22 protein-coding genes and 2 tRNA genes are annotated in these 25,119 nt (G+C 71.2%); 8 read left to right on the top strand and 16 right to left on the bottom strand.

Features of this window, described 5'->3' with window-relative positions; all coding sequences use genetic code 11:
- Position 1 precedes the first annotated feature (1 nt).
- The 8 genes from SLUN_RS14460 to SLUN_RS14425 all read right to left on the bottom strand — a co-directional run bounded on the left by SLUN_RS14460 (position 2) and on the right by SLUN_RS14425 (position 8,115).
- Positions 2–75, bottom strand: a tRNA-Lys gene (locus SLUN_RS14460).
- On the bottom strand, positions 66–722 hold the full coding sequence (locus SLUN_RS14455; RefSeq protein ID WP_108148882.1) for a bifunctional DNA primase/polymerase: 657 nt from the start codon (positions 720–722) through the stop codon (positions 66–68). Before SLUN_RS14455 ends, SLUN_RS14460 begins: the two co-directional genes overlap by 10 nt.
- 141 nt (positions 723–863) lie before the next feature.
- Positions 864–1,202, bottom strand: a complete 339-nt coding sequence (locus SLUN_RS14450; protein WP_108148881.1) for a DUF8844 domain-containing protein — start codon at positions 1,200–1,202, stop codon at positions 864–866.
- Between the two features lie 322 nt (positions 1,203–1,524).
- Complete coding sequence (locus tag SLUN_RS14445; RefSeq protein WP_108148880.1) at positions 1,525–2,862, bottom strand: AAA domain-containing protein; 1,338 nt, start codon at positions 2,860–2,862, stop codon at positions 1,525–1,527.
- Positions 2,859–4,445, bottom strand: coding sequence for a hypothetical protein (locus SLUN_RS14440; RefSeq protein WP_108148879.1), 1,587 nt, complete (start codon positions 4,443–4,445; stop codon positions 2,859–2,861). The genes SLUN_RS14445 and SLUN_RS14440 overlap by 4 nt, the downstream gene beginning before the upstream one ends.
- Positions 4,436–5,557 carry a hypothetical protein gene (locus SLUN_RS14435; protein ID WP_108148878.1) on the bottom strand — a complete coding sequence of 374 codons (1,122 nt, stop codon included), beginning with the start codon at positions 5,555–5,557 and terminating at the stop codon, positions 4,436–4,438. The genes SLUN_RS14440 and SLUN_RS14435 overlap by 10 nt, the downstream gene beginning before the upstream one ends.
- On the bottom strand, positions 5,487–6,365 hold the full coding sequence (locus tag SLUN_RS14430; RefSeq protein ID WP_108148877.1) for a phosphatase PAP2 family protein: 879 nt from the start codon (positions 6,363–6,365) through the stop codon (positions 5,487–5,489). Before SLUN_RS14430 ends, SLUN_RS14435 begins: the two co-directional genes overlap by 71 nt.
- Positions 6,366–6,741: 376 nt before the next feature.
- Positions 6,742–8,115 (bottom strand): NsdA family TPR-like regulatory protein, encoded by a 1,374-nt coding sequence (locus SLUN_RS14425; protein ID WP_108148876.1) that lies wholly within the window; start codon positions 8,113–8,115, stop codon positions 6,742–6,744.
- A gap of 240 nt (positions 8,116–8,355) precedes the next feature.
- Between SLUN_RS14425 and SLUN_RS14420 the strand changes: the two genes are divergently transcribed.
- Both SLUN_RS14420 and SLUN_RS14415 read left to right on the top strand, forming a co-directional pair.
- A complete protein-coding gene (locus SLUN_RS14420) occupies positions 8,356–8,799 on the top strand; it encodes a hypothetical protein (protein WP_175334985.1) in 444 nt (147 codons plus the stop codon).
- A 56-nt stretch (positions 8,800–8,855) separates the two neighbouring features.
- Positions 8,856–9,731 (top strand): spermidine synthase, encoded by an 876-nt coding sequence (locus SLUN_RS14415; RefSeq protein ID WP_108148875.1) that lies wholly within the window; start codon positions 8,856–8,858, stop codon positions 9,729–9,731.
- Between the two features lie 20 nt (positions 9,732–9,751).
- On the opposite strand, the gene SLUN_RS14410 is transcribed toward SLUN_RS14415, so the two are convergent.
- Positions 9,752–10,285: a hypothetical protein gene (locus SLUN_RS14410; RefSeq protein WP_108148874.1), complete on the bottom strand. Its 534-nt coding sequence runs from the start codon at positions 10,283–10,285 to the stop codon at positions 9,752–9,754.
- Between the two features lie 166 nt (positions 10,286–10,451).
- Here SLUN_RS14410 and SLUN_RS14405 point away from each other — a divergent pair, with 166 nt between their 5' ends.
- The 4 genes from SLUN_RS14405 to SLUN_RS14390 all read left to right on the top strand — a co-directional run bounded on the left by SLUN_RS14405 (position 10,452) and on the right by SLUN_RS14390 (position 15,370).
- Complete coding sequence (locus tag SLUN_RS14405; RefSeq protein WP_159100253.1) at positions 10,452–11,327, top strand: hypothetical protein; 876 nt, start codon at positions 10,452–10,454, stop codon at positions 11,325–11,327.
- 179 nt (positions 11,328–11,506) lie between these two features.
- Positions 11,507–12,238, top strand: coding sequence for a response regulator transcription factor (locus SLUN_RS14400; protein ID WP_108148872.1), 732 nt, complete (start codon positions 11,507–11,509; stop codon positions 12,236–12,238).
- Positions 12,235–13,635, top strand: coding sequence for a sensor histidine kinase (locus tag SLUN_RS14395; protein WP_108148871.1), 1,401 nt, complete (start codon positions 12,235–12,237; stop codon positions 13,633–13,635). Before SLUN_RS14400 ends, SLUN_RS14395 begins: the two co-directional genes overlap by 4 nt.
- A gap of 244 nt (positions 13,636–13,879) precedes the next feature.
- Positions 13,880–15,370, top strand: coding sequence for a cellulose binding domain-containing protein (locus SLUN_RS14390; protein ID WP_108148870.1), 1,491 nt, complete (start codon positions 13,880–13,882; stop codon positions 15,368–15,370).
- Between the two features lie 104 nt (positions 15,371–15,474).
- Here SLUN_RS14390 and SLUN_RS14385 read toward each other — a convergent pair whose 3' ends face one another.
- On the bottom strand, positions 15,475–16,893 hold the full coding sequence (locus SLUN_RS14385) for a S41 family peptidase (RefSeq protein ID WP_257153725.1): 1,419 nt from the start codon (positions 16,891–16,893) through the stop codon (positions 15,475–15,477).
- Between the two features lie 344 nt (positions 16,894–17,237).
- Here SLUN_RS14385 and SLUN_RS14380 point away from each other — a divergent pair, with 344 nt between their 5' ends.
- Positions 17,238–18,197, top strand: coding sequence for a trypsin-like serine peptidase (locus tag SLUN_RS14380; protein ID WP_159100252.1), 960 nt, complete (start codon positions 17,238–17,240; stop codon positions 18,195–18,197).
- On the opposite strand, the gene SLUN_RS14375 is transcribed toward SLUN_RS14380, so the two are convergent.
- The 4 genes from SLUN_RS14375 to SLUN_RS14360 form a co-directional block, all read right to left on the bottom strand.
- A complete protein-coding gene (locus SLUN_RS14375) occupies positions 18,165–19,601 on the bottom strand; it encodes a GH1 family beta-glucosidase (RefSeq protein ID WP_108148867.1) in 1,437 nt (478 codons plus the stop codon). The two genes, SLUN_RS14380 and SLUN_RS14375, sit on opposite strands and share 33 nt — an antisense overlap.
- Before the next feature lie 84 nt (positions 19,602–19,685).
- A complete protein-coding gene (locus SLUN_RS14370) occupies positions 19,686–20,531 on the bottom strand; it encodes a carbohydrate ABC transporter permease (protein ID WP_108148866.1) in 846 nt (281 codons plus the stop codon).
- A gap of 9 nt (positions 20,532–20,540) precedes the next feature.
- The gene (locus SLUN_RS14365; protein WP_108148865.1) at positions 20,541–21,554 is read right to left on the bottom strand and encodes a carbohydrate ABC transporter permease; all 1,014 of its coding nucleotides are present in this window, start codon (positions 21,552–21,554) and stop codon (positions 20,541–20,543) included.
- Positions 21,555–21,556: 2 nt separating this feature from the next.
- Positions 21,557–22,870, bottom strand: a complete 1,314-nt coding sequence (locus SLUN_RS14360) for an ABC transporter substrate-binding protein (protein ID WP_108148864.1) — start codon at positions 22,868–22,870, stop codon at positions 21,557–21,559.
- A gap of 224 nt (positions 22,871–23,094) precedes the next feature.
- Here SLUN_RS14360 and SLUN_RS14355 point away from each other — a divergent pair, with 224 nt between their 5' ends.
- Positions 23,095–24,144 carry a LacI family DNA-binding transcriptional regulator gene (locus SLUN_RS14355; protein ID WP_108148863.1) on the top strand — a complete coding sequence of 350 codons (1,050 nt, stop codon included), beginning with the start codon at positions 23,095–23,097 and terminating at the stop codon, positions 24,142–24,144.
- Positions 24,145–24,233: 89 nt separating this feature from the next.
- On the opposite strand, the gene SLUN_RS14350 is transcribed toward SLUN_RS14355, so the two are convergent.
- Positions 24,234–24,306: transfer RNA gene (locus SLUN_RS14350), tRNA-His, on the bottom strand.
- 147 nt (positions 24,307–24,453) lie between these two features.
- Positions 24,454–25,056 carry an oligoribonuclease gene (gene orn, locus SLUN_RS14345; RefSeq protein ID WP_108148862.1) on the bottom strand — a complete coding sequence of 201 codons (603 nt, stop codon included), beginning with the start codon at positions 25,054–25,056 and terminating at the stop codon, positions 24,454–24,456.
- Positions 25,057–25,119 lie beyond the last annotated feature (63 nt).

Raw genomic sequence — 25,119 nt, 5'->3', positions numbered from 1 at the left:
GTGCGCCGCCAGGGACTCGAACCCCGGACCCGCTGATTAAGAGTCAGCTGCTCTAACCAACTGAGCTAGCGGCGCCTGCTGACGTCGTAGACCTTAGCATCCTGATCGGCGGGAGGAAAAATCGATATACGGACACTGGGAGAGGCGGCCGAACGGGCCGCGCGCACGCACGCCCAGATCAGCACCTCGGGCCCCGGCAGCCAGGGATGCCGGGTGTCCGGGGCCACCAGCCAGCGCGGCCCGGAGGGGGCGTCGCCCTGGGCCAGCGGCGGAATGGTGACCGCGTCGCCGATGCCGTGACAGAGCATCGGCGGTACGGCGTCGCCCCACTCCTCCCAGTCGAGCAGGGACGGGAGGCGCCGCGCGCTGCCGGGGGCGGTGAAGAGCATCATCCGGCCGCGGTACATCGCGACGGGCCCGGATCCGGGCCCCTCCTCCCACAGCCGGTCGAGCATCCGCCGGCCGAAGATCGCGGGCACATTCACGACGTCGAAGACGGACCCGCAGGGCAGCACGACGGGGGCGCTGGGGCAGGTCTCCCAGTGAGCGAGCATCGAGCGGGGATACACGCCTGCGGACGCGAGCCAACGGGCGCCGGGCGCGGTGACCTGCGCGACGTGATGGCGGCCCTCCCCCCGGAGCAGGGCGAAGATGTCCGTACGGCGCTCGTTGTCACCGGCGCCGGAATCCAGCAGGGAGTCGTCTCGCGGCCATGCGCTCATGACACAAGATCTACCCGGAGTGACGCTTCGGTTTCCGAGGGTTGCCGAAAACCGGGACAGGGTGGGGCGGTGAGGGGTATCTTGCACCCCGGCATATGCCAGTCGCGATGGTGACCTGGGTGTGCCCTTGGGGCGGGCCGCCTACGGGGTGTTGTTGCGGAGGAGGTCGCGGCCGAACTCGATCATCTTCTTCGCGTAGTCCTCGGTCCACTCCGCCCGCTGGGCGATATCCGCGGGCGTGAGCCGGTCGAACCGCCGCGGGTCCGCGAGCTGGGCGGCCGCAGCCGCCTGGAACTCCACCGCGCGGTCGGTCGCCGCGCGGAACGCCAGGGTCAGTTCCGTGGCGCGCGCCAGCAGCTCCCGGGGGTCCTCGATGGACTCCAGGTCGAAGAAGTGCTCGGGGTCGGCGGCAGCCTCCGACGGCTCGAAGAGCAGCGGCGCGGGTCGCAGCCTTCGCTCGGTCCGCTCGGGATCCGCCATGTGGTTCTCCTCCTCGCACAGATGCGGCCGCTGATCGGGTCCGCCGTTCGTCGCTCGCGCTGCTGGCCGGGGCCCTGCCCGGAGCCCGTGGCCACCGTCCATCGACCTCTTCCCGTGGCCACCCTCGCACTGCTTCGCAGGCTTCGGGCGGCCGGCCGGACTCCGTCCGACGGCCGTGGCCACCGTCCATTCTCCCGGTCCCCGCAAGAGGGCCTGCTTTCCAGCCCGTGGCGGTCTCCCCGGACGACGTCCGGGGAAGATTGAGAGCCGGGGTCCGGGGCGGAGCTCCAGCAAGGGCCGGGCGGGCATGCGGGGGCCGGACTCACGGGCGCCAGGCCACCCGGTGCTCGGCCAGATGTGCCAGAACCGCGTGGTTCGCCTCCCAGCCGTCCGGGAACTTCACCGCGACGCCCAGTTGGACCGGCTCCGTCGAGGGGTGTTCGTCCAGCAGGTCCGTGACGCCCGCCCGGCACACCACGATGCATGCCTGCCGGTGACGCGAGGCCAGCACGCACAGGCGGCCCGTCTCCAGGTGGAACGCCGTCGCGTCCGGGCGGCCCGACAGCGGGTGGAGCACCACCGTGACGTCGAACTCCCGGCCCTGGAGCCGGTTCGCCGTGTCCACCGTGACATCCGCGACGCCCACCTCCGCCAGCGCCGCCCGCACCGCCGCCGCCTGGTCCCGGTGGGCCGTGCCGACCGCGATCCGGTCGGCGGTCACCGGGACCGGGTGCGGCGAGCGCTCCGAGACCGCCGCGCCGCCGCGGTCCAGCAGCCGGCGGACCACCAGGGCCACCGCCCGAACCGCCTCCGGGTCCGTACGGGGCGTGTGGCGGGCGGGCAGCTCCAGCAGCCCCCACCCCGAATCCGCCGCCTCGTCCAGCACCCGGTCCGGCCCCGAGCCGTCCGACGGCACCCCGAAGGTGAGCCGACGGTCGGCCGGGCCCGTACCGCTGCGGAAGGGCGTGTACGGGTAGAACGCGTCCGAGACCAGCGGCGCGGCCGACGCCGGGAGCCGCCACGAGACCGGCAGCCGGTGCTGCGGCAGCTCCGGGTTGTGCGCGAGCAGCGTCGAGACCGCGCTCGCGGACGGGTCGTACGAAAGCCCCGCCCACTGGTCCGCGCCCACGATCGAGAACGGGTCCAGCTGGCCCGGGTCGCCCACGAACAGTGCCCGTTCGAAGAGCCCGGCGACGGCGAGCAGCGCGTCGGACCGCATCTGGTACGCCTCGTCGACGATGGCGTGCCGCCACGGCTCCACGCCCTGCACATGCGCCCACTTCGCGGCCGTCGAGATGACGATGTCCAGGCCCGCGAGATCCCCGGCCTTCGCGGACTTGCGTACGTTGTCGAGCTCGTCGAGCGCCTTGTCGTACGGGTCGGAGTCGTTGCTGTGCAGCCGCCCGACCGGCAGGTCGGGCTCCTTCTCGGCGAGCCGGACCACGAGGTCGTCGACCTGCGCGTTGGTCTGTGCGATGACCATCAACGGCCGCCCGGCCGCGGCCAGTTCACGGGCCGCGTGCACCACGAGTGTGGACTTGCCCGCGCCGGGCGGCGAGTCCACGACGACACCGCGGTGCGTCCCGTGCAGCGTGTCGGCGAGGATCGCGTCGGTGGCCCGCGCGGCCTCGGCGGACGGGTCGAAGGCGGGCCCGCTCACAGAATGTCCTCCGGGGTCACGGGGTCCGGGCTCTCCGCGGCCGCGCCCGGGGGGCCGCCGTGGGTCCAGGGGGTTTCCTCCGGGTCCGGCAGCTTCGGGCCGCCCCGCTGGTCGTGCTCGAAGAGGGTCCACGCGATCCGCTCGCCCTTGTCCGGTACGGAGCCTTCCGCCGGGTCCCTGGACCGGCCCATGCGGTCGGTGAGCCGCAGCACCAGCACGCCGTCCGACTCGTACCGTACGAACTCAGCCGTCTGCGGCTTGCCGTCCAGCGAGCGGTACACCTTCGCCCGCTCGCCCAGATGCGGGCGGTCGTCCGTGCGGACGGTCACCAGGGGGCGGGGGCTCGGCCGCTTCGAGTCGGACCAGGCCATCACGACCTCGGCCACCTCACTCGTGAACGCCTCGCCCGCGAGCCTGCGTCCCGCAAGCACCAGCGGATCGTCCAGCGCCTCCTGGGCCTCGAGCTGCGTCTGGGCCGTCTCGCGGGACGCGAGCTTCTGCGCGGCCGTCACCGCGTCGTCCCGGCGGGGCTGCGGCGGCTCCCCGGCCCGTACGCGATCGCGGTGCGCGGTGAACGACCAGCGGTCGCGCGTCCAGCGGTCGGCCGCCCGGGAACCCTCCGGCAGCGACCTCATCAGCTCCAGGCTCCGCCACACCGCGTGCCAGGTGGGCTGCATCTGGGTCAGCAGCAGCCGGCGGATCTCCCGCTCCGCGACGGTCAGTTCACCCAGCCGCGCGTCCGCCGTCGCCCCGTCCTCGGCGGCCGACAGGGCCTGGCGGGCCCGGTCGTAGCGCTCGACGGCCGGGGCCAGCAGCCTGTTGTCGAAGGCCGGGTCGGTGGCGGGACCGGCCGGCGGGCAGAGCAGCTGCCCGGCCCGGTCCCGCGCCAGCTCCGCCCGTAGCGCCGCCTCCGCGCCCGACTCTCCCTCGGGGGGAGCGATCCAGGCGAGCAGGGCCCCCAAATGCTGGTCCTCCAGCGAGGACTGGCCGCTCGCCCAGTGCCGGCCCAGCAGATCGGTCGCGGCGAGCAGCAGCGAGGAGCCGGGCACGCGGGCGCGCTCGCCGTAGTGCGTCAGCCAGCGGCCGAGCAGCGGGACGCGCGGCGGCGCGGGGTAGGGCGTGTCCGGGTCCTGCTCGGCCGTACGGCGGAACCGCATGGACCGGCCGAGGAGCCGTACGAAGTCGATGCCCGCCCGCCCCGGCACGATCAACTGCGGGGCGTCCGCGCACAGTTCGACCTCGACCTTGACCCGCTTGCCGGTCTCCGGGTCGGTCTCGTTGCGCTCGGCGGGCTCGACATCGTCGGCATACGCGTCCAGGTGCGGCAGCACGGCATCGGCCAGCTCCGCCAGGAAGGTGAACCGCAGATCGCGGTCGCGCGGCTGCGCCACGACCAGCAGCCGCGGCTCCTTCTCGTCGGTGCCGACCAGCGCGCCCAGCGGCGCCCCGGCCTCACCGGCCGTCGTCAGCGGTACGAGGACCAGCGGCCGCTCGGACAGATGCCGGTGCCGCACGGTCGCCAGCGGTGTCGCGCGCCCCGACTCCACGGCCTCCAGCCGGGCGAGGGTGGAGATCAGCGACATCCGGCCCCCTCCAGCGCCTCGGCCCGCAGTGCCGAGGCCCGGCGCAGGGCGGCGACCGCCGGATCGTCCGGATCACCCGCCGCGCCGCGCGCTGCCGCCAGGACTTCGCCGATCGTCGTCAGCCCGCCCAACTCGCCGCGCACGCCCCGGCCCAGCGCCTCCACCGCGCCCGCGTCGCGAGCCCGCTCCCGGCAGTGGAAGGCCAGCTCGCAAGCGGCAAGGCACTCGGGGGCGTACGCCGCGGACACCGATTCGACCGCCGCCGTCAGCTCATCGGCCGGGCGCTCCAGATCGAAGGTCGTGCCCTCGGGCAGCGCGGCGGCGATGTCCTCGATCCGGGTCAGCCGGGTCAGCTGGCGGCGGGTCACTGACAACTGCTTGCGTACGTCCACGACGGACGCGGTCGGCAGATTCGAGAAGTCCTTGGGGCAGACCAGCAGGATGCTGTGCGCCACCTCCGCGCCGTCCGTCAGCGCGGCGACCCGCTCCAGCGCCAGCACGTACACCCCGGCCTGGCGGGCGGCCGCGCCCACCTTCGCCGCGTCCGCCGAGGCGTCGATCATCGGGAAGGACTTGATCTCGACGACCGTCCACCGGCCGTCGGGGTGCACGACGACCGCGTCGGGCTCCAGATAGGCGGGGGAGCCCGCGACCTCCAGCGCCAGCATCGGGTGGTCGAGCAGCGTCCAGGCTCCGGCCGCTGTCGCGTCCCGCAGCGCCAGCGCCGTACGAGCCGCGCGGCCCTCGGGACCGGCCGCGCTCAGATCCGGGACCCGGACCTGCGCGGACGTCTCCACACCCAGCAGCCGCAGCAGCTCCGTACCGCCGTCGGCCTTGACCTTCGCCTCGAAGGCATTGCCCCGTATGAACGCGAACTGCGACTGCCCGAACGCCGCCGCAGACCCCAGCGCGGACGCCAGCCCGGCCTTGTTCACCCCGGCGCCGTCCAGCAGCGCGCGCCGCTCGCAGCCCGGGTTGGCGGCGAGAGCGGCCAGCGCGCGGGCGTCGAGCGGATGGGGCTGGGCGGCAGGTCCGCGCAGCTCAGCGAGCCGCTGCCGGAGTGCTGTCGTCGGCGCCTGCGGAGGTGGTCCGCTGTCCAGGGATTCGCTCACCCGCGGAAGTCTCGCATCCGGCACTGACAATCGGGGACTTCGAGCCGGAAGGGGCGGATGTGAAGCGAGTACGCACACGGTCGGCGAGGCGCATCGCGGGCCGCGTCAGCAGCGCGCCGAGACCCATCACGGCCACGCCGGCGACCGCGTCCAGGAAGTAGTGGTTCGCGGTGCCCATCACGACGAGCGTGGTGAGCAGCGGGTAGGTGATGGCGAGGGCCTTCATCAGCGGCGTACGGCCGTGGCGCCACAGCATCACGCCGCACCACAGGGCCCAGCCGACGTGGAGGCTCGGCATCGCCGCGTACTGATTGGTCATCCCGCCGAGCCCGCGCGGCGCGCTCGCCTCGCCGCCCCACCAGCCGTACGAGCTGTACTGCGCCATCGTGTCGACGAAGCCGTACCCCGCGTCCAGCAGCCGCGGCGGGCAGGTCGGCATCAGCGTGAAGCCGACGAGTCCGAGGAGGGTGGAGAGCATCAGCCAGGTGCGGGCGGCCCGGTAGCCGGCGGGGCGGCGCCGGAAGAGCCAGACCAGGATGACCGGGGTGAGCAGATAGTGCAGGGAGGCGTACGCGAAGTCGGCGGGTATGCCGAGGGCCGGGGTGTCGCTGAAGAGCCGGTTGAGCGGGTGCTCGGCGTTGAGGAATAGTGCCTTCTCGGCCCGGAGTATCGCCGTGCCGTGGTCGACCGCGGTCGTCACATCGCCGCGCGCGAGGAGCCGTCCGGCCGAGTACGCGGCGTAGACCACAGCGATCAGCGTCAGCTCGGTCCACCAGCGGGGCCGATGGAGGGGCGCGGTGTACGGCATCCGAACGTTTCTCCATGTGGGTTCAGGCAGCCATCGGCCACCGGTCAACCGTACGGTGTATGGGAAGGCGCCCTGTCGGCGGGTCCCGGCCCTGTACGAGGACGCTGAGATCGTCCCGGAGGTTGCCCCGCGTTCAGCTGCGCGATGGCCTCCGGCGGTGTGCCGTGCGCTGTGGTGCGGGGTCTTGTCCGGTGCGGGTTCCGGTGCCCCTCCGGGCCGACCCTGCACGGCCCCGGACCGGGCTCGGCAAGACCCGCGCTCTGGGGTGCCCTGTCTTGCGCGTGCGGGTCCCCGGTTCGCCGGTGGAAACCACCCACGGACAGCAACCACCAACGCCCCCCGGCCCACGCAGACCACATGACCGGGTGAGTACGTGCTACGCCCTTCGGACTGCGCCCGCGTAGCGGTCCAGGAAGAACGCCACGCCGCCCGCCCTCCGCTGCGGCAGCAGCACCCTCGCCGTGTCCGACAGCATCAGCTGGATGCGCGACGACTGGACCCCCGTCAGCAGGTCCAGCACCTGGTGGCCCGCCTCCGCCGCCTCGTCCGGGGCTCCCGCTCGGGCCAGGTTCGCCGCCAGTTCAGCCTGGTACAGCGCCAGGTTCCGGGCGAAGCGCCCGTCCTGGAGCACCGTCGCCCTCCGCGCGTGCCGCGCCGCCCGCGGCCATTCCCCCAGCGCCGCCCAGCACTGCGCCTGCAGCGCCTCCAGCTCCGGCTCCCCGAAGAACGACATCCACTCCGGGTCCGCATCCACCGCACCCCGGTCGAAGTACGCATGCGCCCGCCCGAGCGACTGCTCGCAGCTCGTACGGTCCCCCAGCCCCGCCCACCCGCCGGCCTCCCGCAGCGTGAGCAGTGACAGCAGCCGCGGCGAGCCCAGCCGGCGCGCCGCCCGCAGTCCCGCCTGCGCCGAGCGCACCGCCTCCCGGTGCCGCCCCGCGTCCCGCGCCAGGAACGACGTATTGCAGAACGCGTGCGCCTCCAGCGCCGGGTCACCCGCCACCCGCGCCGTCGCCAGCGCCTCCGCGTAGTGCGAGCGCGCATCGTCGAAGCGGCCCGAGTCGTGCGCCAGCCAGCCCACGGAGATGGCGAGTTCACCCGCCCCCGCGTGCAGCCGGTCCGCGGTCGAGGCGCGGGCCGTGGTCCCCGCGTCGAGCAGTGCGTACGCCGCCCGCAACGGCTGCGCGGCCCGCTGGTAGAGCCCGTCGGCGCCGTGCCGGTCGTCGAGCAGCCGGATCCGCCGTACCGCCTCCTCGACGGCGCTCACCTCGGCTTCGCCGACTCGCCGCTGTGCGGGCACGGTTCCGGGCCCGGAACCGGGCACAGAGCCGAGCCCCAGCCCGAAGGACGCGGCCGCCACCGTGGCTGAGCCGCTCGTCATGAATGCGCGACGCAGCACGTCGCTCTCCTCGTTGCTGTCGGTGGTGCTGTCGAACTCGTAGAAAGGACCCGCCGGTTCGGGCAACCCCACCCGACCGCCCCGCACCCGCTCCCGCGCCGTGAACCCCAGGTCCGACAGCGTCAGGCCGGGGAACATGTGCAGGAACACGCGCTCGTACGCGTAGTTCGGACAGCGGATCTCGCCGGCCTCGACGCGCCCGATGTAGCGGGCGTCGCACGAGACCTGCTCGCCGATCTCTCGAGCGGCCTTGCGTACCGCCGCCGCGAACTCCCCCGGCGAGCGCTGCCCGCGCAGCCCGCGGAAGGCGAGGTTGGGAACTGCCCGTGATGCCTGTGACGACGACGCCATGGCCGTGCCCTCTCTTGGTGCAGCCGTGTTCCGGCGGAGCAAGAACGTACCTGCTGTGACGGTCCGCGTACGCAGGGTTTGGCTACAAAAGGGATAACTCCCCCTTGATCTGCCATGAACTGCCATCCTTTGCGGCGGCGTGCCGCCGTAGCCCTTGACGCCGACGGGCGTTGAACCATTCGGAGGCCCGCTACGTGTCTCCACTCGAGCGAGGAGGGGATCCCCTTGTTGGAGACCGGCATGGAGACCAGCGTCGACGGCAGCTCACCAACGACCGCGACGACTGCTCGGCACAGGCCCACCCCGGACGGCAGCGCCCCACCCGGTCAGGCCGCCGCCGAGCCCTGTGACCTGGTGACCGTCCCCGCCCGGCAGGGCCTCGAGGCGGTGGACATCCTGCGCCGGGCCGACGCCCCCGCCGTAGGCCCGGTTCTGCACGACGGCGCCTGCGACACTCTCGGCTTCCTTGTGCCGCCCGGCACCGCCGACGGCTGGGACATGCCGGGCAGTGCCTGTACGCAGACCTCGGGACGAGGTCTGCGCATTCCCGCCGAGCCCCCCGTCAGCGGCTCCGGCTGGCTGCTGCCGCCGGACGACGGCGACCCGGTCACCGATCCGGCGGTCCTGCGGGAGGCGCTCGGCGAGGCGGCCCGCCTCATCGAGGCCGCCGACAACCGCTGCTGAGCTGCCGCGGAGCCCTGCGCGGGCACCCGACGCCGAACGGTGCCGATAATGGGCTGATGGCAAAGAGCAAGCGGCGCGGCCGTACGGGCGGGGGCGGCAGCCCCGAACCCGTCGTCGAGCAGGTGGACGGCGGGTGCGCCGAGCTGATACCCGACCGCGAGCGCCCTCGCGCCTGGACGCTGCTGCTCGACGGCGCCCCGCAGTCCCATGTCGACCTCGACGACCCCATGTATCTCTCCTTCGAGTACCAGCGCCGCCTCGGCCACATCGCCGATCTCGCCGCCCCGCCCGGCCGCCCCCTCCAGGTCGTCCATCTCGGCGGCGGCGCCTTCACTCTCGCCCGCTATGTCGCCGCCACCCGGCCCCGATCCACCCAGCAGATCGTCGAGTTGGACGCCGCACTGGTCCAATTGGTGCGCAAGCACCTCCCGTTGGATCCCACCGCTCGGATACGAGTCCGGTCCGGCGACGCCCGCGACGGGCTCGGCAAGATCCCGGACGGCTGGGCGGACCTGCTGATCGCCGATGTGTTCGGCGGCGCCCGTACCCCCGCGCATCTGACCAGTACGGAGTTCCTCGCCGAGGTGCGCAGGGTCCTCAAGCCGGGCGGCTTCTACGCGGGCAACCTCGCCGACGGCCCGCCGCTCGCCCATCTCCGCGCCCAGGTCGCCACGGCGGCCGTCGTCTTCCCCGAGCTCGCGCTCGCCGCCGACCCGACCGTGCTGCGCGCCCGCCGCTTCGGCAACGCGGTGCTGCTCGCATCGGACGTCCCGCTGCCCGTCGCCGAACTGACCCGCCGCGTCGCGAGCGACCCGCACCCGGGCCGGGTCGAACACGGGCGGGAGCTGGCCGACTTCACGGGCGGCGCGGCGCCGGTCACCGACGCGAGCGCGAAGCCCTCACCCGCACCGCCGCCTGCCGTCTTCCGCTAGCGGTCAAGCGGCCGGCGGTCCTAGCGCTCGTCGAACTGGACCATCGGCGGGTGGCCGTTCCACGTGCAGAACACCGAGACCTCGTGGCCGTCCTGCGTGAACGTCACCCGGATCCACTGCGGTTGCTTCCACACCTGCATCTGCCAGCCCGCGTCCGGCGTCGCCGAGACCAGCTCCGCCGACGTCTTGCCCATGTCGAAGACGACCCGGCCGCCGTCGACCGTATAGCCCTTCACATTTCCGGACGAGGGCGTCGGTGAGGCGGGCCTGGCCTTGTCCGGCTTCCCGCTCCCTGCGGACGGCGTCGCCGACGGCTTGCTGCCGGCCGGTGTGCCCGGCTTCGCCGACGGGCTCTGCGCCCGCCGGGTGGAGGCGACCTGCGGCTTCGACCCCTGCGTGGTGGCGCTGTCCGCGCTGATCGGCAGCGCGCGCGGACGGTCGTACGCCGTCCCGGACATGACGGTGTGGACGCCCCACCAGGACAGCGTGACCGCCGCGCCGGTGGACAGCGACCACGCCATGGCATGTACGAGTCCTCTTCGCATCCGGCCCATACTGCACCACGCGCCCCACGTCTGTCCCCAGCCCGGGCATCGGACAGCTGAACGGCCAAGGCCTGCCACAGCGTGCGGGGGAACCGCAGGCGCTCCCGCACACTCTCGTAACTCAGGTGGGCGAACAGGTCCGCTCGCACAGCCGGCCTTTCGACCAAGGGGAATCGTGTTCCGCCGAGCAGCCCACACCACAGCCGTCGCCGTTGCCGTGATTCTTCCGCTCCTTGGCGCAGCGCCCGCCCTGGCTGTGCAGGGCTCCAAGTGTTTCGATGGCACCCCGTATCCCGCGGCCTCGAGCACACCGGTCGGCCCCCGCCTGGTGTTCTTCGGCGACCAGTCCACGACGGAGGTCGGCTCGGTGGTCGGGGTCGGCATCACGGGCATGCCCGCCGGGTGGAGCGTGGTGACCGTGACCTCACCGGCTCTGGCCAAGCCGGTGCGATTGACCCCCTTGCAGAAGGGGTCCTCAGACTCCGCCCTGCTGCAGGAATCGGGACAGGGACACCGCATCCGCAGTGATATTTCGCCGGGGACCTACACCCTTACCGCGGACCGGGACGGCCGCACTGTCGCCACAGCTCAGCTCGTGATCACACCGCAAGCCGGTGCGGAAATCGGCCGGTTCGACGTCACACCGGAGACCGCCCGCCCCGGCGGCAAGGTCGTCGTTGTCATGACGGACCTCAGAGCCGCACCGGACGAGAACTCCCTCACGGTCACGTCATCTGCTCTTGAGAGCCCCCTGACCATCACACGTGACAGCCCCGACGACCCAGGGCGCAAGGGCGACGACGGAAGCACCGTCTACGCGGGCCACGGCGCGTTGCGGGACGACATCTCGTCGGGCAGGTACGAGCTGACCGTCGTCAGCCATCACGGGCAGCACACCAGGACCCAACAGCTCACGGTTGCAGGTGAACCGGTGAATCACTCCCGCCCCTGGGTGATCGGGGGAGCGATCGTTGCATCCTTGGTCCTGGTGGCGGGTGTTGGGGTTGTGGTGCGCAGGAGTCGGCGACCGGGGCACGCCCGATCGGCGTAGAAGTGATCGTGACCCAGTATCAGGACACCGGCGGGAGCACCCTCGGCAAGGAGATCCAGATGGCCGCCCCTCCACATTGATCTGCGCGGCGAAGGCGGATCGCCGCGGTCCAGCGCCCATGCCCTGGAATTCTTCCTCCAGAGGGACCCGGTTACTCCGGATGGCGTACGGTGCCGCCCATGGCAAGTGTGCTCGTGGTCGAGGACGACCAGTTCGTGCGCTCCGCCCTCATCCGGCACTTGACCGAGGCCTCCCACACCGTGCGGAGCGTCGGCACGGCCCTGGAGGCGTTGCGCGAGGTCGCCCATTTCCGTTTCGACGTGGTCATCCTCGACCTCGGCCTGCCCGATCTGGACGGGTCCGAGGCGCTGAAGATGCTGCGCGGCATCACCGACGTACCGGTGATCATCGCCACCGCGCGGGACGACGAGACGGAGATCGTCCGGCTGCTCAACGACGGCGCCGACGACTACCTCATCAAGCCCTTCTCGGTGGAGCACCTGTCCGCGCGGATGGCCGCCGTACTGCGCCGCTCGCGCGCCACCGCCGGCGAAGCCCCGCCCTCGCGCGTCATCCAGGTCGGCGGGCTCTCCATCGACCCGCTGCGCCGGCAGGCCGAACTGGACGGCGCCGCGCTCGACCTCACCCGCCGTGAGTTCGACCTGCTGGCCTTCCTGGCCGGGCGGCCCGGCGTCGTCGTACCGCGCAAGGAGCTGCTCGCCGAGGTATGGCAGCAGAGTTACGGCGACGACCAGACCATCGACGTCCATCTGAGCTGGCTCCGGCGCAAGCTCGGCGAGACGGCGGCCCGGCCCCGCTATCTGCACACCCTGCGCGGAGTCGGCGTGAAGCTGGAGCCGCCGAACGGATCCTCTCCGAACGGATCCTCTCCGAACGGACGCCGGCCATGAGATGGGCACTGGTCAAGGTCTCCCTCGCCGTCACCGTGATGGTCGTGCTGGCCTTCGCTGTACCGCTGGGGCTCGTCATCCAGGAGATGGCCAGGGACCGCGCCTTCTCCAACGCCGAGCGCCAGGCCGCCGCGATCGGCCCCACGCTCTCCATCACCGCAGACCGCGATCCGCTGGAGCGGGCTGTCCTGTCCACCCAGGCCGGTTCGGCGGGACGGATGGCCGTGCACATCCCGGCCTCCGGCGAGGCGGGCAGCCTGCCGCTCGAGATCGGCACCCGCCGGGCCGTGAAGAAGGACCTGGCGACCACGCAGCGGCTCGGCCGCGCCTCCATCACCGAGGTCACGGGCGGCTCCGCGCTGCTGCAGCCCACCGCGATCAGCACCGGCCAGATCGCGGTCGTCGAGGTCTTCGTGCCCGAGGGCGAGGTCTCCAACGGCGTCGACACCGCCTGGCTGGTGCTCGCGGGCGTCGGTATCGCGCTGATAGTCGGCTCGGTCGCGGTCGCGGATCGGCTCGGCATCCGGATGGTGCAGCCCGCCCAGCGGCTCGCGGGCGCGGCGCACGATCTGGGCGAGGGGAAGCTCGGCGCGCGCGTCCCGGAGCAGGGACCGACCGAACTGCGCTCCGCCGCGATCGCCTTCAACTCCATGGCCGACCAGGTGGTTCAGCTCCTCGCCAATGAGCGCGAGCTGGCGGCCGACCTCTCGCACCGGCTGCGTACGCCGCTGACCGTGCTGCGCCTCAACGCGGCCTCGCTCGGCGAAGGACCCGCCGCCGACCAGACCAGGGCCGCTGTCGCGCAGCTGGAGCGTGAGGTCGACACGATCATCCGTACGGCGCGGGAGGCCAAGCCGCAGACCGCGGCGTCCCTCCCCGGCGCCGGCTGCGACGCCTCTGAGGTCGTCCGGGAGCGGATGGACTTCTGGTCGGCGCTCGCGGAGGACGAGGGCCGCAAGGTGCGGGTCGCGGGTGTCGACCGGCCCGTACGCATCCCGGTCGCCCGCCCCGAACTGGCCGCCGCGCTCGACGCGTTGCTCGGCAACGTCTTCCGGCACACCCCGGAGGGCACGGCCTTCTCCCTCGACGTGCACAACGGCGAGGACGCGGTCATCGTCCTGGTCTCGGACGCGGGCCCCGGTATCACCGACCCGGAGGCGGCGATGGCCCGCGGCAACAGCGGGGGCAGGGACGGCTCGACGGGTCTCGGCCTGGACATCGTGCGCAGGGTCGCGGAGTCGACGGGCGGCGACGTGCGGATCGGCAGCTCGGTGCTGGGCGGCACGGAGGTACGGATCTGGATCGGGCTCGATCCCCGCGAGGGGCCGGGGGGCGTGCGCCGCCGCGGACACCGGGGCACGGTCAAGCGCCGCAAGCGGGCCTCAGCGCAGAGGTGACCGGGTGCGCCCGGCCGATCGCTTTGTCCTGAGGCTCCGCACGGGCTTGATTTCAGGCCCGTCCGGCCGCAGGCCAAGCGGCCGGAGGCCGAAATGGTCTCGACCATTAATCCGTTCCGATGCCTTCCTTAAGGCCGCCCTAAGAACATCAACCCTTGCCCCGAAACGGTCATTTGTCCGTTTCCAGGTCGCTAGCGTGCTGCCACACCCCCCACTCCCGTAACGCAGCAGAGGCAGGCACGCAATGGGCACCAGCACGCACCGGCGCAGGGCGAGCGGCAGGACCAAGACGGTCGGCGTGATCGTCGCCGCCGCGGTGATCGGCGGCGCGGCGTTCGCGCTCACGGGCACGGCCCAGGCCGCCTCGGTCGGCGCCGCGTACACCAAGACCAGCTCCTGGACCGGCGGCTACACCGGCCAGTACGTCATCACCAACGGCACCGACAAGGCCCAGTCGGACTGGACCCTCGAGTTCGATCTGCCCGCCGGGACCACGATCGGCTCGCTGTGGAACGGCGAGCACACGGTCAAGGGGCAGCACGTCACCGTGAAGCCCGCGAGCTGGAACAAGGTGCTCGCCCCCGGCGCGTCCGTCACCGTCGGATTCGTGACCGCCGCGAGCGGTACGGCGACGGTCGCCGACCCGACCTCCTGTCTCATCAACAAGGTCACGTGCTCGGTCGACGACGGCGCGACCCCGCAGCCCAGCGGCCGCCCCACCGAGAAGCCCACGCCCACCCCCACGGCGAGCGCCACCCCACGAAGCCCCGACCGCGACCCCACCCCCACGCCCACCAAGACCGCGACCCCGACGCCCACCGAGACCCCCGGCGGCGGCACCGCGGGCTCCGGCTTCGCGCCGTACGTCGACACCTCGCTCTACCCGGCGTACGACCTGGTGGACACCGCCACCAGGACCGGGGTCAAGGAGTTCACGCTCGCCTTCATCACCTCCGGCGGCAGCTGCGCCCCGCTCTGGGGCGGCGTCACCGACCTGAACAGCGACAAGGTCGCCTCCCAGATAGGCGCGCTGCGCGCCAAGGGCGGTGACGTCCGGGTCTCCTTCGGCGGCGCGGCCGGCTCCGAGCTGGGCCTGAAGTGCTCCTCCGCCGACGAGCTCGCGAAGGCGTACGGCAAGGTCATCGACGCGTACAAGCTCACCAAGGTCGACTTCGACATCGAGGGCGCCGCCCTGCCGGACACCGCGGCCAACTCCCGCCGCTCGCAGGCGATCGCGCAGCTCCAGAAGTCCCACCCCGGGCTCGACGTCTCCTTCACGCTCCCCGTCATGCCCGAGGGCCTGACCCAGCCCGGCGTGGATCTGATCGCCGACGCCAAGAAGAACGGCGTGAAGGTCGGCGCCGTCAACATCATGGCGATGGACTACGGACCGGCGTACAGCGGCGACATGGGCGACTACGCGATCCAGGCCGCGACCGCGACCCAGGGGCAGATCAAGGGCGTGCTCGGGCTCTCGGACGCCGCCGCGTGGAAGGCCGTCGCCGTCACTCCGATGATCGGCGTCAACGACGTCGTGACCGAGATCTTCAAGGTCGACGACGCCAAGCAGCTGGTCGACTTCGCGAAGTCGAAGGACCTCGGCTGGCTGGCGATGTGGTCGTCGACCCGCGACAAGCAGTGCCCGGGCGGCGCGCAGAACTCCGCGGACGCGACGTGCAGTTCGATCCTCCAGGAGCCGCTGGCCTTCACGAAGGCGTTCTCCGCCTTCAAGTAGGCCTGGCTACAAGTAAGCCGCCACCCCCCTGCGCGTCCCGGCCGGACTGCCCCCCCACCCGGCCGGGACGCGTGTTTCTGCGGGTCCGTCGGCTTTCTGTGGGTCTATCGGCGGCCGAGTACGGCGACGGCCCGGTCGAAGGCCGAGTCCCTGTTCTTCGCGAACTCCTCGTCGGTGAAGACCGGCTCGCGCAGCTGCGGCGGGATTCCCGGGCCGTCGAAGGTCTGTCCTGAGCGGGTCAGGAACTCCTCGTTGGGCAGCACGGCCTGCCAGCCGCCGGGAAGCTCGCGCTCCATCACGTCCGAGAAGACGCCCTGCGTGTTCTGTCCGATCCTGACCGTCCGCCCCGGCCGGTCCATCAGTGCCTGGGTGAAGGTCTCCCCGGCGCTGATCGTCGAGCCGCCGGTCAGCACCGCGATCGGGCCGGTGTACCGGGGGGCGGCCGCGGGCTGTACGTACTGCGGCTGCGGGCGGGTGAAGCGGCTCGCGTCGGTGGGGTCGTTCCGCGCCCGCTTGGCGTACGCGAAGTACGGGCGGTCGGTGAAGCGCCCGGCGAGCTGAAGCCCCAGCGAGTCGGAGCCGCCGCCGTTGATCCGCAGATCGATGATCAGCCCCCGCAGCCGGGCGGTGCTCGCCTGCGTGAAGATCGTGTCCAGCGTCTCCTTCAGTACGGCGCTGTTGGCGGCGAAGTCCTGGGCCTCCGTGTAGCCGCCGAAGCCGGTGATACGCAAGTAGCCCTGCTCGCCCGGCAGTTCGGCGTAGCCGATCCGTCCGCCCGCGAACTGCCTGAGCTTGCCGCCCTTCAGGTCGCGCTTCTCGATGTACGCCGAGACCTTCGCGTCCATCTCCTCGGTCGGCATCTCGGTGCCCGGCCTGACCGTGCCGAAGGAACCGGTCTCGCCCGCGATCACGGCGACATGCGCGTCGTGCAGCGGCGCGACCATCTCCCGGAGGACCGCGAAGAGTTCGGCATCGGTCGTGTGCGCGTCGACCTGGGGGCGGTAGCGGTCCCGCACCGCGTGCCAGTCGATTCCCTTGGCTGCGAAGAAGGGGTAGTTCTCCTCGAAGGTCTGCCAGAAGATGTCGAACGCCGCGACCGGCCCGCCGGGCGCCGGCTCGAGGCAGTCGGCGGGCAGTGCGGCGATGCGCCGCAGGCCCCGGTCGCCGGGCGAGCCGTCGATGCGCAGCGCCGCCCGGTCCGGACGGCCCGTGGACCGTACGGTGAAGACGAAGCCGTCGTCGTTCGCGTACCGGACCGTTCCGCCGCTCCCGCCCGCGCGATCCGCGGACACGCCCTTGATACAGCTGATCCCGGTGACCTGGTACTCCTGCAGCCGGCTCCCGTCCAGCGAGAACACCTCGCCGTAGCCGTCCACCTGCCACACCCCGCCGGTCACCCCTGGCGGCCGCGGCGCATGCGCGCCGGCGGGGGCCAGCGGCAGGGCCACGCTCGCGGTGACGGCCAGCAGTGCGGTCGCCGCGACGGTCCTGCACATGGTGCCCGAACCACTCCTGAGCTGCATGATCAAGCCTTCCCCGTACGCCATCGATCCGTATCAAAATGATCGACTCGATGCCGCGCCGGGGACATCCCGCTGTCCGGTCACTTGGGGGTGGGGAAAACCCCCACGACGTTTGAGTGATTCATGGCCTCACACCGTACTGAAGGGCATGGTGGGGGATGATCCGGTGCTGCTGCGGCACGCCGCGCGGGGTACGTGGAAGGTGCTCGGCGACGGCTGAGGGGCGCCGACGGCCGCATGCACACGGCCGCCCCTTCGTACATGCGTGTCACGTCGAATGCGAGTGTCACGTCGTCACGGTGTTGATCCTCGACCAGAGAGACAGTGTGTTGCGTTCACCTTGGTTGGCTGTCCTTGCGCTCGCTCTCCTGTCGGGAGCACTCAGTACCGCTCCCGCCACGGCAGCACCCCCGGACGCGGACGCGTTCTGGACGGCCGAGCGCATGGCGGACGCCGAACCGGTCGACTCCGGGCGGGCCACGGGCCGTTCCGGTCCGCGGGCGGCCGCAGCCGCTCCTCCCGGCATCAGGAAGGGGACGTACTTCGGGGGCCTGCCCATGGTGGGCACGTTCTTCTACGACGGCAGGCCGCTCGGCGGCACGGTGACATCCTGCACGGGCAGCGTCGTCCACAGCGGCGGCAAGGATCTGGTCCTCACCGCCGGGCACTGCGCCATGGGCCTCAGGCGCGCCACGCACCGCATCTTCGTACCGCAGTACCGCCACGGACTCTCCTCCGCCCGTCAGCCGGGCGGCGTCTACGCGGTGAACAGGGTCTTCGTCGACCCGAGGTACGAGCGGAACACCAAGAAACCCGTCTCCGACCTGGACTTCGCCTTCGCCCGCCTCGCTCCCAACAGCAAGGGCAGGGTCGAGGACGTCACCGGTTCACTCACCTTCACCCAGGCGTCCGGCTACCGCCACAAGGCCACCGTGGTCGGCTATCCCAGCAGCGAAGCCGTCAACAAGAGGCACCACGCGCTCCGTTGCGACGTCGCCACCTACCGTCTGCCCGGCTTCCGGCAGATGCGGATGACCTGCGGCGGCTTCTACGGCGGGGTCTCCGGCGGCCCCTGGATCAAGGACTACGACCCCGTCACCCGCACCGGCAAGGTCATCGGCAACACCGGCGGCTACAACGGCGGCGGCAACGACCAGAACGTCGACTGGATCACCTACTCGCCGCTGTACGCCAAGGATGCGCAGGCCCTCTACGACGACGCTGTCGCGGGCACGAAGGACGCGGACATCAAGCGCCCGCCGTATGTGCCCTCAGGCCTCCGGCAGGTCCGGCAGGTCAGGTAGGCCCGGCAGCTCCGGCAGCACCCCGGTCCGGGCCAGCTCCCCGTACCAGTGCGCGCTCGACTTCGGCGTACGAACCTGCGTCTCGTAGTCCACGTACACCGCCCCGAAGCGCTTGCTGTAGCCGTAGGACCACTCGAAGTTGTCCATCAGGGACCAGAGGAAGTAGCCGCGTACGTCCGCGCCGTCGGCCATCGCCCGGTGGACCGCCGAGAGATGGCCGTGCAGATAGCGGATGCGGTCGGGGTCGTGGACCGTGCCGTCGGCGGCCGGCTTGTCGACGTACGCGGCGCCGTTCTCGGTGATCATCAGCGGCAGCCCCGGCGCCTCGCGCGTGTAGTGCAGCAGCAGGTCGTACAGCCCGGTCGGGTCGATCGACCAGCCCATCTCGGTGCGGTCGCCCGGCGGCTGGTGGAAGGAGACCCCGTCCGCGCCCGGCCAGGGGGAGTGCTCGCCGGCACCGTGGCCGTCGCTGCGCTCGGGGCGATTGTCAGTGGCGTCCGATACAACTGCAGGTGCGTAGTAGTTCAGTCCGAGCGAGTCCAGGGGGTGCTTGATGACAGCCAGATCGTCGCCGTGGACGAACGACCAGTCGGTCAGGCGCGCGGTGTCCGCGAAGAGATCTTCCGGATACGTGCCCTTCAGCATCGGGTCCGCGAAGATCCGGTTCGCGAGCGCGTCGATACGGCGCCGGGCGTCCAGGTCCGCCGGGCTCTGGCTCCTCGCCCTGACCACACTCGGGTTGAGGCTGACGGAGAGCTTCGCGCGGGCGGGGAGTACGGACCGCAGTGCCTGGGCGGCCAGGCCGTGGCCGAGGTTGAGATGGTGGGCGGCGCGCAGCGCGGCGGCCGGGTCGGTGCGGCCGGGGGCATGCACCCCGGAGCCGTATCCGAGAAAGGCGCTGCACCAGGGCTCGTTGAGGGTCGTCCACATATCCACGCGGTCGCCGAGCGCGTCGGCGACGATCCGGGCGTAGTCGGCGAAGCGGTGCGCGGTGTCCCGCTCCGGCCAGCCGCCCGCCGACTCCAGCTCCTGGGGCAGGTCCCAGTGGTAGAGGGTGAGCGAGGGCCGGATGCCGTGGTCGAGCAGATCGTCGACGAGGCCGCGGTAGAAGTCGAGGCCGCGCTGGACGGCGGGGCCGCGGCCGGTGGGCTGCACCCGCGGCCAGGAGACCGAGAAGCGGTAGGCGTTGACCCCGATCCCCGCCATCAGCGCGACGTCGTCGGCGCGGCGGTGGTAGTGGTCGACGGCCGTGTCCCCGGTGTCACCGCCCTCCACCTTGCCCGGCGTATGACTGAAGGTGTCCCAGATCGACGGGGTGCGGCCGCCCTCCCGGACCGCGCCCTCGATCTGGTACGCGGCGGTGGCGGTGCCCCACAGGAAGGCGGGCGGAAACGTCACGGACATGGGTGAGCTCCCAACGTGTGTGTGGATAAGGGACTGTGAGGAGGTGTCAGTCCAGGTGTCGGTCCTTGAGCCGGCGGCGCGTCGTCAGCCCTTGACCGCGCCCTGCATGATGCCGCCGACGATGTGCTTGCCGAAGACGACGAAGGCGATCAGCAGCGGCAGCGTGCCCAGCAGTGCGCCGGCCATGATCACCGACTGGTCGGGGATATAGCCGCGGCCGAGCCCGGTCAGCGCCACCTGCACGGTCGGGCTGCCGTTCTGGGTCAGCGCGATGATCGGCCAGAAGAAGTCGTTCCAGGCCATCACAAAAGTCAGCATGCCCAGCACCGCCATCGCGGGCCGCGCCGCTGGGAAGACGATGTGCCACACCACGCGCCAGCTGTTCGCGCCGTCCACCCGGGCCGCCTCGATCAGCTCGGTGGGCAGCGCCTCGATCAGGTACTGCCGCATGAAGAACACGCCGAAGGCGCTGACCAGGGTGGGCAGGATGACGGACTGCAGCTGATCGGTCCAGGACAGCTCGGCGATCAGCATGTACAGCGGTACGACGCTGAGCTGCGGCGGCACCATCATCGTGCCGATCACCAGCACCAGAAGGAGGTTCTTGAAGCGGAAGCGGAGTTTGGCGAAGGCGAAGCCGGCGAGCGTCGAGAAGAGCACGGTCCCGGCCGCGATCGATCCGGCGACGACCGTCGTGTTGAGCAGGGCGGTGCCCATATTGGCGTCGGTCCAGGCGATCTCCAGATTCTTGAAGAGATTGCCGCCGAACCAGAAGGGCGGGGGAGTCTGGGCGAGCCGGGAGCTGCTGCGGGAGGCCGCGATCGCCGTCCACACCAGCGGAAAGAGCGAGCCGATGGTGAACACGATCAGTACGGCATGGGTGATCCGGCCGCCGTGCAGCTGGCGTCCGGCACGTTTGGCGCTCAACATTTCGTCCCCCTACGCGCTCTTGCTCAGCCGGCGGGCGAGCAGCCAGTTCACCGCGCCGATCACCAGCAGGATCAGGAACATCGCCCAGGCGATCGCCGAGGCCCGGCCGAGGTGGAGATTCACCCAGCCCTGCTCGTACAGATAGAGCCCGAGCGTCTGGAACTGATGGTCGGCACCGCCCGTCGCGCCCGCGCTGCCGTTGAACAGCAGGGGCTCACCGAACAGTTGCGTGGCGCCGATCGTCGAGACCACACAGGTGAACAGGATCGTCGGCCGCAGTGAGGGGATGGTGACATGCCTGAACTGCTGCCAGCGCGAGGCCCCGTCCAGCGCGGCCGACTCGTAGAGATCGTTCGGGATGGCCTGCATCGCGGCCAGATAGATCAGGGCGTTGTACCCCGTCCACCGCCAGATCACGATGGTGGAGACGGCCAGCTGGGAGGTCCATTCGCCGTTCTGCCAGTCGACATGGTCGAAACCGACCAGCCCCAGCGCCCAGTTGATCATCCCGTAGTCGCGCCCGAAGAGGAGCACGAAGACGAGCGTGGCCGCGGCGACCGAGGTGGCGTACGGAGTCAGCGCGGCCACCCGGAAGAACATCGAGCCGCGCAGCCGGTAGTTCAGCAGATGCGCGATGCCGAGTGCGATGAGCAGCTGCGGCACCGTGGAGATCAGCCCGATCGTCACGGTGTTCTTCAGCGCGTTCCAGAAGAACTCGTCCTCGAGCAGCCGCGAGAAGTTCCGCAGCCCCACCCACTCCATGTCGGTGGGCGCCGTCAGCTCCACCCGGTGCAGCGAGGCCCAGCCGGTGTAGAGCAGCGGGAAGAGCCCGAACGCCAGGAAGAAGACGAAGAACGGCATGACAAAGGCGTACGGGCTCCACCTCACATCCAGCCGGTAGCGGCGGCTGCGCCGGGCCCGGCGGCGTTCGTCGTCCGCGGACACCTCCACCGCGCGCGGCGGGGCCGTGCCCTCCTCCCCCGAGGAGGGCACGGCGGCTTCTTCCGAAGTGGCGGACTTCATGCTCACTGGTCCAGCGCGTTGTCGATCGCCTTCACGGCCGCGTCCCAGCCCTCCTTGGAGGAACGGCCCTTCTGGTCGACCTGGAGCATCCCGATGTCCCCGAGGTTCTGCGCGATGATCAGGTCCTTCGGGCCGATGATCTGGACCGGTACGCCCTCGGCGGCCTTCGAGAAGATCTGTCCGATGGGCGCGCCCCCGAAGTAGGCGTGCTTGGCGCCGGAGACCTCGGGCAGCGCGTACGCGGCCTTGGCGCTCGGGAAGCTGCCGCGCTCGGCGAAGAGCTTCGCCTGCTGTTCGGGCGCGGTCAGCCAGGCCGCGAGCTTCGCCGCCTCGGCCTTGTTCTTGCCGGCGTCGGGAACGGTCAGGAAGGAGCCGCCCCAGTTGCTCGGCCTGGGCGCGGCGGCCACGTCCCACTTGTCCTTGCCCGCGGCCCCGCCCTTGTCCTGGATGTAGCCGAGCATCCAGGCCGGGCAGGAGACGGTCGCGAAGGTGCCGTTCGCGAAGCCCTGGTCCCAGGCCGGGGTGAACTGCTGGAGCTTGCCGGTCAGTCCCTCCGTCGCGAACGCCGCGGCGGTGTCCCAGGCCTGCTTCACGGCAGGGTTCGTCTTGTAGACGATCTTGCCGTCCTTGTCGTAGAAGCGGTTCTCGTTGCTGCCGGTGATCGCCGACATCACGCCGGTCGCGGAGTCCACGAACGCCACGCCCTTGGGCGCCTTGGACTTGAACTGCTTGCCCGCGTCCAGGTACTTGTTCCAGTCGCCCGCCCACAGCTTGCCGACCGCCTCACGGTCGGTGGGCAGCCCGGCCTTGGCGAAGAGGTCCTTGCGGTAGCAGATGCCCTGCGGCCCTATGTCGGTGCCAAGAGCGACCGTCCTGCCGTCCTTTGAGGTGGCCTGCTCCCACTTCCACGGCAGGAACGCGTCCTTCTGGACCCCCTCCGCCTTGCCCAGGTCGACGAGCTTGCCCGACTGCGTGGCGGTGATCTCGGCGATGTTGTTGACCTCGACGGCCTGGATGTCGGCGAGTCCGCTGCCGGTGCCCAGGTGGGTGAGCAGCTGCGGGTAGTAGTTCTCGTTGCGCTCGATCGAGGTCTGCTGGATCACGATGTTCTTGTTGAGCTTCATGTACTCGTCGTAAAGGCCTGCTTCCTTGAGGCCGAAGGCCCCGAAGACCCCTACGGTGAGCGTGGTTCTGCCCTTGCCCCCACCGCCGCCGTTCGACGCACTGCCGGTGGGTTCGTCGCTGTCCTCGGCACAGCCGGCCAGCAGACCGGCGCCGAGCGCGGCGACGACCGCGAGGATTACTGCCCTGCGCATTGCGTCCTCCTTGTGCCATGACGTGCCGACCCCCCGGCCAACTGGCGTGCGGCGCAGTGACGTTGATGCTCTGCGGCTCGGGCGGGGAACGTGCGGGTCGTGTATGAGTCAGGTACGGTGGGAGCGCTCCCATATGTGATGTGTTGAAGGGTCGCGGCTCGCTGAAGGGGTGTCAAGGCAGCCGACACGTAATGTTCTCGGCCTGGGAGCCTGGGGAGGCGGACATGGTGTCTCGGACAATCCGTACGCGCAACGAGGGACGGCGCACAGGCAGACCCACCCTCGAAGAGGTGGCGGCACGCGCCGGAGTTGGGCGTGGCACGGTCTCCCGGGTGATCAACGGCTCGCCGCGGGTCAGCGACCGCACGCGCGCCGCCGTCGAGGCGGCCGTCGCCGAACTGGGCTACGTACCCAATCGCGCCGCCCGCGCGCTCGCCGCCAACCGCACCGACGCGATCGCGCTCGTCGTGCCGGAGCCGGAGGACCGGTTCTTCGCCGAGCCGTACTTCTCCGACATGGTCCGCGGCGTCGGAGCGGCTCTCGCCGACACCGAGATGCAGCTGCTGCTGACCCTCGCCGGCAGCGACCGCGAGCGCCGCCGGCTCGCCACGTATCTGGCAGCCCACCGCGTGGACGGCGTCCTGCTCGTCTCGGTGCACGCCGACGACCCGATCCCCGACATGCTGGAGCAGCTCGCCATCCCGGCCGTCATCAGCGGCCGCAGGTCCGCGCGCGAGACGCTCGCCGCGGTCGACTCCGACAACTTCGAGGGTGCGCGCAGCGCCGTGGCGCATCTGCTCGCGCGCGGCCGCCGCACCATCGCGACGATCACCGGACGCCTCGATGTGTACGGAGCCCAGTGCCGGCTCGACGGCTACCGCGCGGCCCTGACGGCGGCGGGCCGGTTCCCCGACACCGAGCTGACGGCCCCCGCCGACTTCACCGAGGAGGGCGGCCGCCGGGCGATGCGGGAGCTTCTGGAGCGCTGCCCGCAGCTGGACGCGGTCTTCGCGGCCTCGGACGTGATGGCGGCGGGCGCGCGGCACGTACTGCGCGAGGCGGGCCGCCGGATTCCGGACGATGTGGCGCTCGTCGGCTTCGACGACTCGGCGGTGGCCCGCCATATGGACCCGGCGCTCACCAGCGTGCGCCAGCCGATCGAGGAGATGGGCCGCACGATGGCCCAGGTGCTGCTGCAGGAGATAGCGGGCCGCCCGGCGGAGCTGCCGCAGATCGTGCTCCCGACGGAGCTGGTCGTACGCGAGTCGTCGTAGAGCGCGCGACAGGGATCACGTGACGAAGGTCACGTGCGCGACAAAGATCAAGGGCCCCGGTCCGAAGACCGGGGCCCTTGATCGTTCAGGGTGAGTAACGGGACTCGAACCCGCGACATCCTGGACCACAACCAGGTGCTCTACCGTCTGAGCTATACCCACCAAGACCGGTCTTCTTCCCGACCGGCCGAGGAAAAGTGTACAGGGTCGGGGAGGGTGCTCGCGCCCGGGTTATCGCGGCCCTGACGCGGGGCTCATTCCCGCCTCGTTCCCGCGCCCCACTTGCCTCGGCCCCGCCTCACGCCCGCCTCATTCCGTGGGCAGGACGTGCTTCGCCGCGATCTTCTTCGCGGTGTCCGAGTCCGGTCCGGGCTGCGGCACGAAGACCGCCTCGCGGTAGTAGCGCAGCTCGGCGATGGATTCGCGGATGTCCGCCAGCGCCCGGTGGTTGCCGTTCTTCTCCGGACTGTTGAAGTACGCCCTCGGGTACCAGCGCCGGGCCAGTTCCTTGACCGAGGAGACATCGACGATCCGGTAGTGGAGGTAGCTCTCCAGCGTCGGCATGTCGCGCAGCAGGAAGCCGCGGTCGGTGCCGACCGAGTTCCCGCACAGCGGGGCCTTGCCCGGCTCCTTGACGTGCTCCCTCACGTACGCCATGACCTGCTCCTCGGCGGCTGCGAGCGTGGTGCCGCCCGCCAGCTCGTCGAGGAGGCCCGAGGCGGTGTGCATCTGCCGCACCACCTCGGGCATCGTCTCCAGCGCGGCGTCCGGTGGGCGGACCACGATGTCCACGCCGTCGCCGAGCACGTTCAGTTCCGAGTCGGTGACCAAAGCGGCCACCTCGATGAGTGCGTCGTCCGTCAACGAGAGCCCGGTCATCTCGCAGTCGATCCACACCATGCGGTCGTTCATGCGTCCTACCTTAGGCCGCCCGGCGATCGGCCGGCCTGAGGCCTCTCGTTTGGATCGTGCCGG

Source organism: Streptomyces lunaelactis (genome assembly GCF_003054555.1).
GTDB lineage: Bacteria > Actinomycetota > Actinomycetes > Streptomycetales > Streptomycetaceae > Streptomyces > Streptomyces lunaelactis.
Note: the sequence above shows the minus strand (reverse complement) of the source record. Positions and strands in the feature narration are given on the sequence as shown.

What these genes read in the sequence shown, in the direction of transcription:
- SLUN_RS14370 (WP_108148866.1), bottom strand. Translation starts at nt 20,531, where the DNA reads ATGTTGAGCGCCAAACGTGCCGGACGCCAGCTGCACGGCGGCCGGATC.
- SLUN_RS14425 (WP_108148876.1), bottom strand. Translation starts at nt 8,115, where the DNA reads ATGGCGTCGTCGTCACAGGCATCACGGGCAGTTCCCAACCTCGCCTTC.
- SLUN_RS14450 (WP_108148881.1), bottom strand. Translation starts at nt 1,202, where the DNA reads ATGGCGGATCCCGAGCGGACCGAGCGAAGGCTGCGACCCGCGCCGCTG.
- SLUN_RS14415 (WP_108148875.1), top strand. Translation starts at nt 8,856, where the DNA reads ATGGCAAAGAGCAAGCGGCGCGGCCGTACGGGCGGGGGCGGCAGCCCC.
- SLUN_RS14355 (WP_108148863.1), top strand. Translation starts at nt 23,095, where the DNA reads ATGGTGTCTCGGACAATCCGTACGCGCAACGAGGGACGGCGCACAGGC.
- SLUN_RS14375 (WP_108148867.1), bottom strand. Translation starts at nt 19,601, where the DNA reads ATGTCCGTGACGTTTCCGCCCGCCTTCCTGTGGGGCACCGCCACCGCC.
- SLUN_RS14400 (WP_108148872.1), top strand. Translation starts at nt 11,507, where the DNA reads ATGGCAAGTGTGCTCGTGGTCGAGGACGACCAGTTCGTGCGCTCCGCC.
- orn (WP_108148862.1), bottom strand. Translation starts at nt 25,056, where the DNA reads ATGAACGACCGCATGGTGTGGATCGACTGCGAGATGACCGGGCTCTCG.
- SLUN_RS14455 (WP_108148882.1), bottom strand. Translation starts at nt 722, where the DNA reads ATGAGCGCATGGCCGCGAGACGACTCCCTGCTGGATTCCGGCGCCGGT.
- SLUN_RS14360 (WP_108148864.1), bottom strand. Translation starts at nt 22,870, where the DNA reads ATGCGCAGGGCAGTAATCCTCGCGGTCGTCGCCGCGCTCGGCGCCGGT.
- SLUN_RS14385 (WP_257153725.1), bottom strand. Translation starts at nt 16,893, where the DNA reads ATGCAGCTCAGGAGTGGTTCGGGCACCATGTGCAGGACCGTCGCGGCG.
- SLUN_RS14365 (WP_108148865.1), bottom strand. Translation starts at nt 21,554, where the DNA reads ATGAAGTCCGCCACTTCGGAAGAAGCCGCCGTGCCCTCCTCGGGGGAG.
- SLUN_RS14440 (WP_108148879.1), bottom strand. Translation starts at nt 4,445, where the DNA reads ATGTCGCTGATCTCCACCCTCGCCCGGCTGGAGGCCGTGGAGTCGGGG.
- SLUN_RS14390 (WP_108148870.1), top strand. Translation starts at nt 13,880, where the DNA reads ATGGGCACCAGCACGCACCGGCGCAGGGCGAGCGGCAGGACCAAGACG.
- SLUN_RS14430 (WP_108148877.1), bottom strand. Translation starts at nt 6,365, where the DNA reads ATGCCGTACACCGCGCCCCTCCATCGGCCCCGCTGGTGGACCGAGCTG.
- SLUN_RS14410 (WP_108148874.1), bottom strand. Translation starts at nt 10,285, where the DNA reads ATGGGCCGGATGCGAAGAGGACTCGTACATGCCATGGCGTGGTCGCTG.
- SLUN_RS14420 (WP_175334985.1), top strand. Translation starts at nt 8,356, where the DNA reads ATGGAGACCAGCGTCGACGGCAGCTCACCAACGACCGCGACGACTGCT.
- SLUN_RS14395 (WP_108148871.1), top strand. Translation starts at nt 12,235, where the DNA reads ATGAGATGGGCACTGGTCAAGGTCTCCCTCGCCGTCACCGTGATGGTC.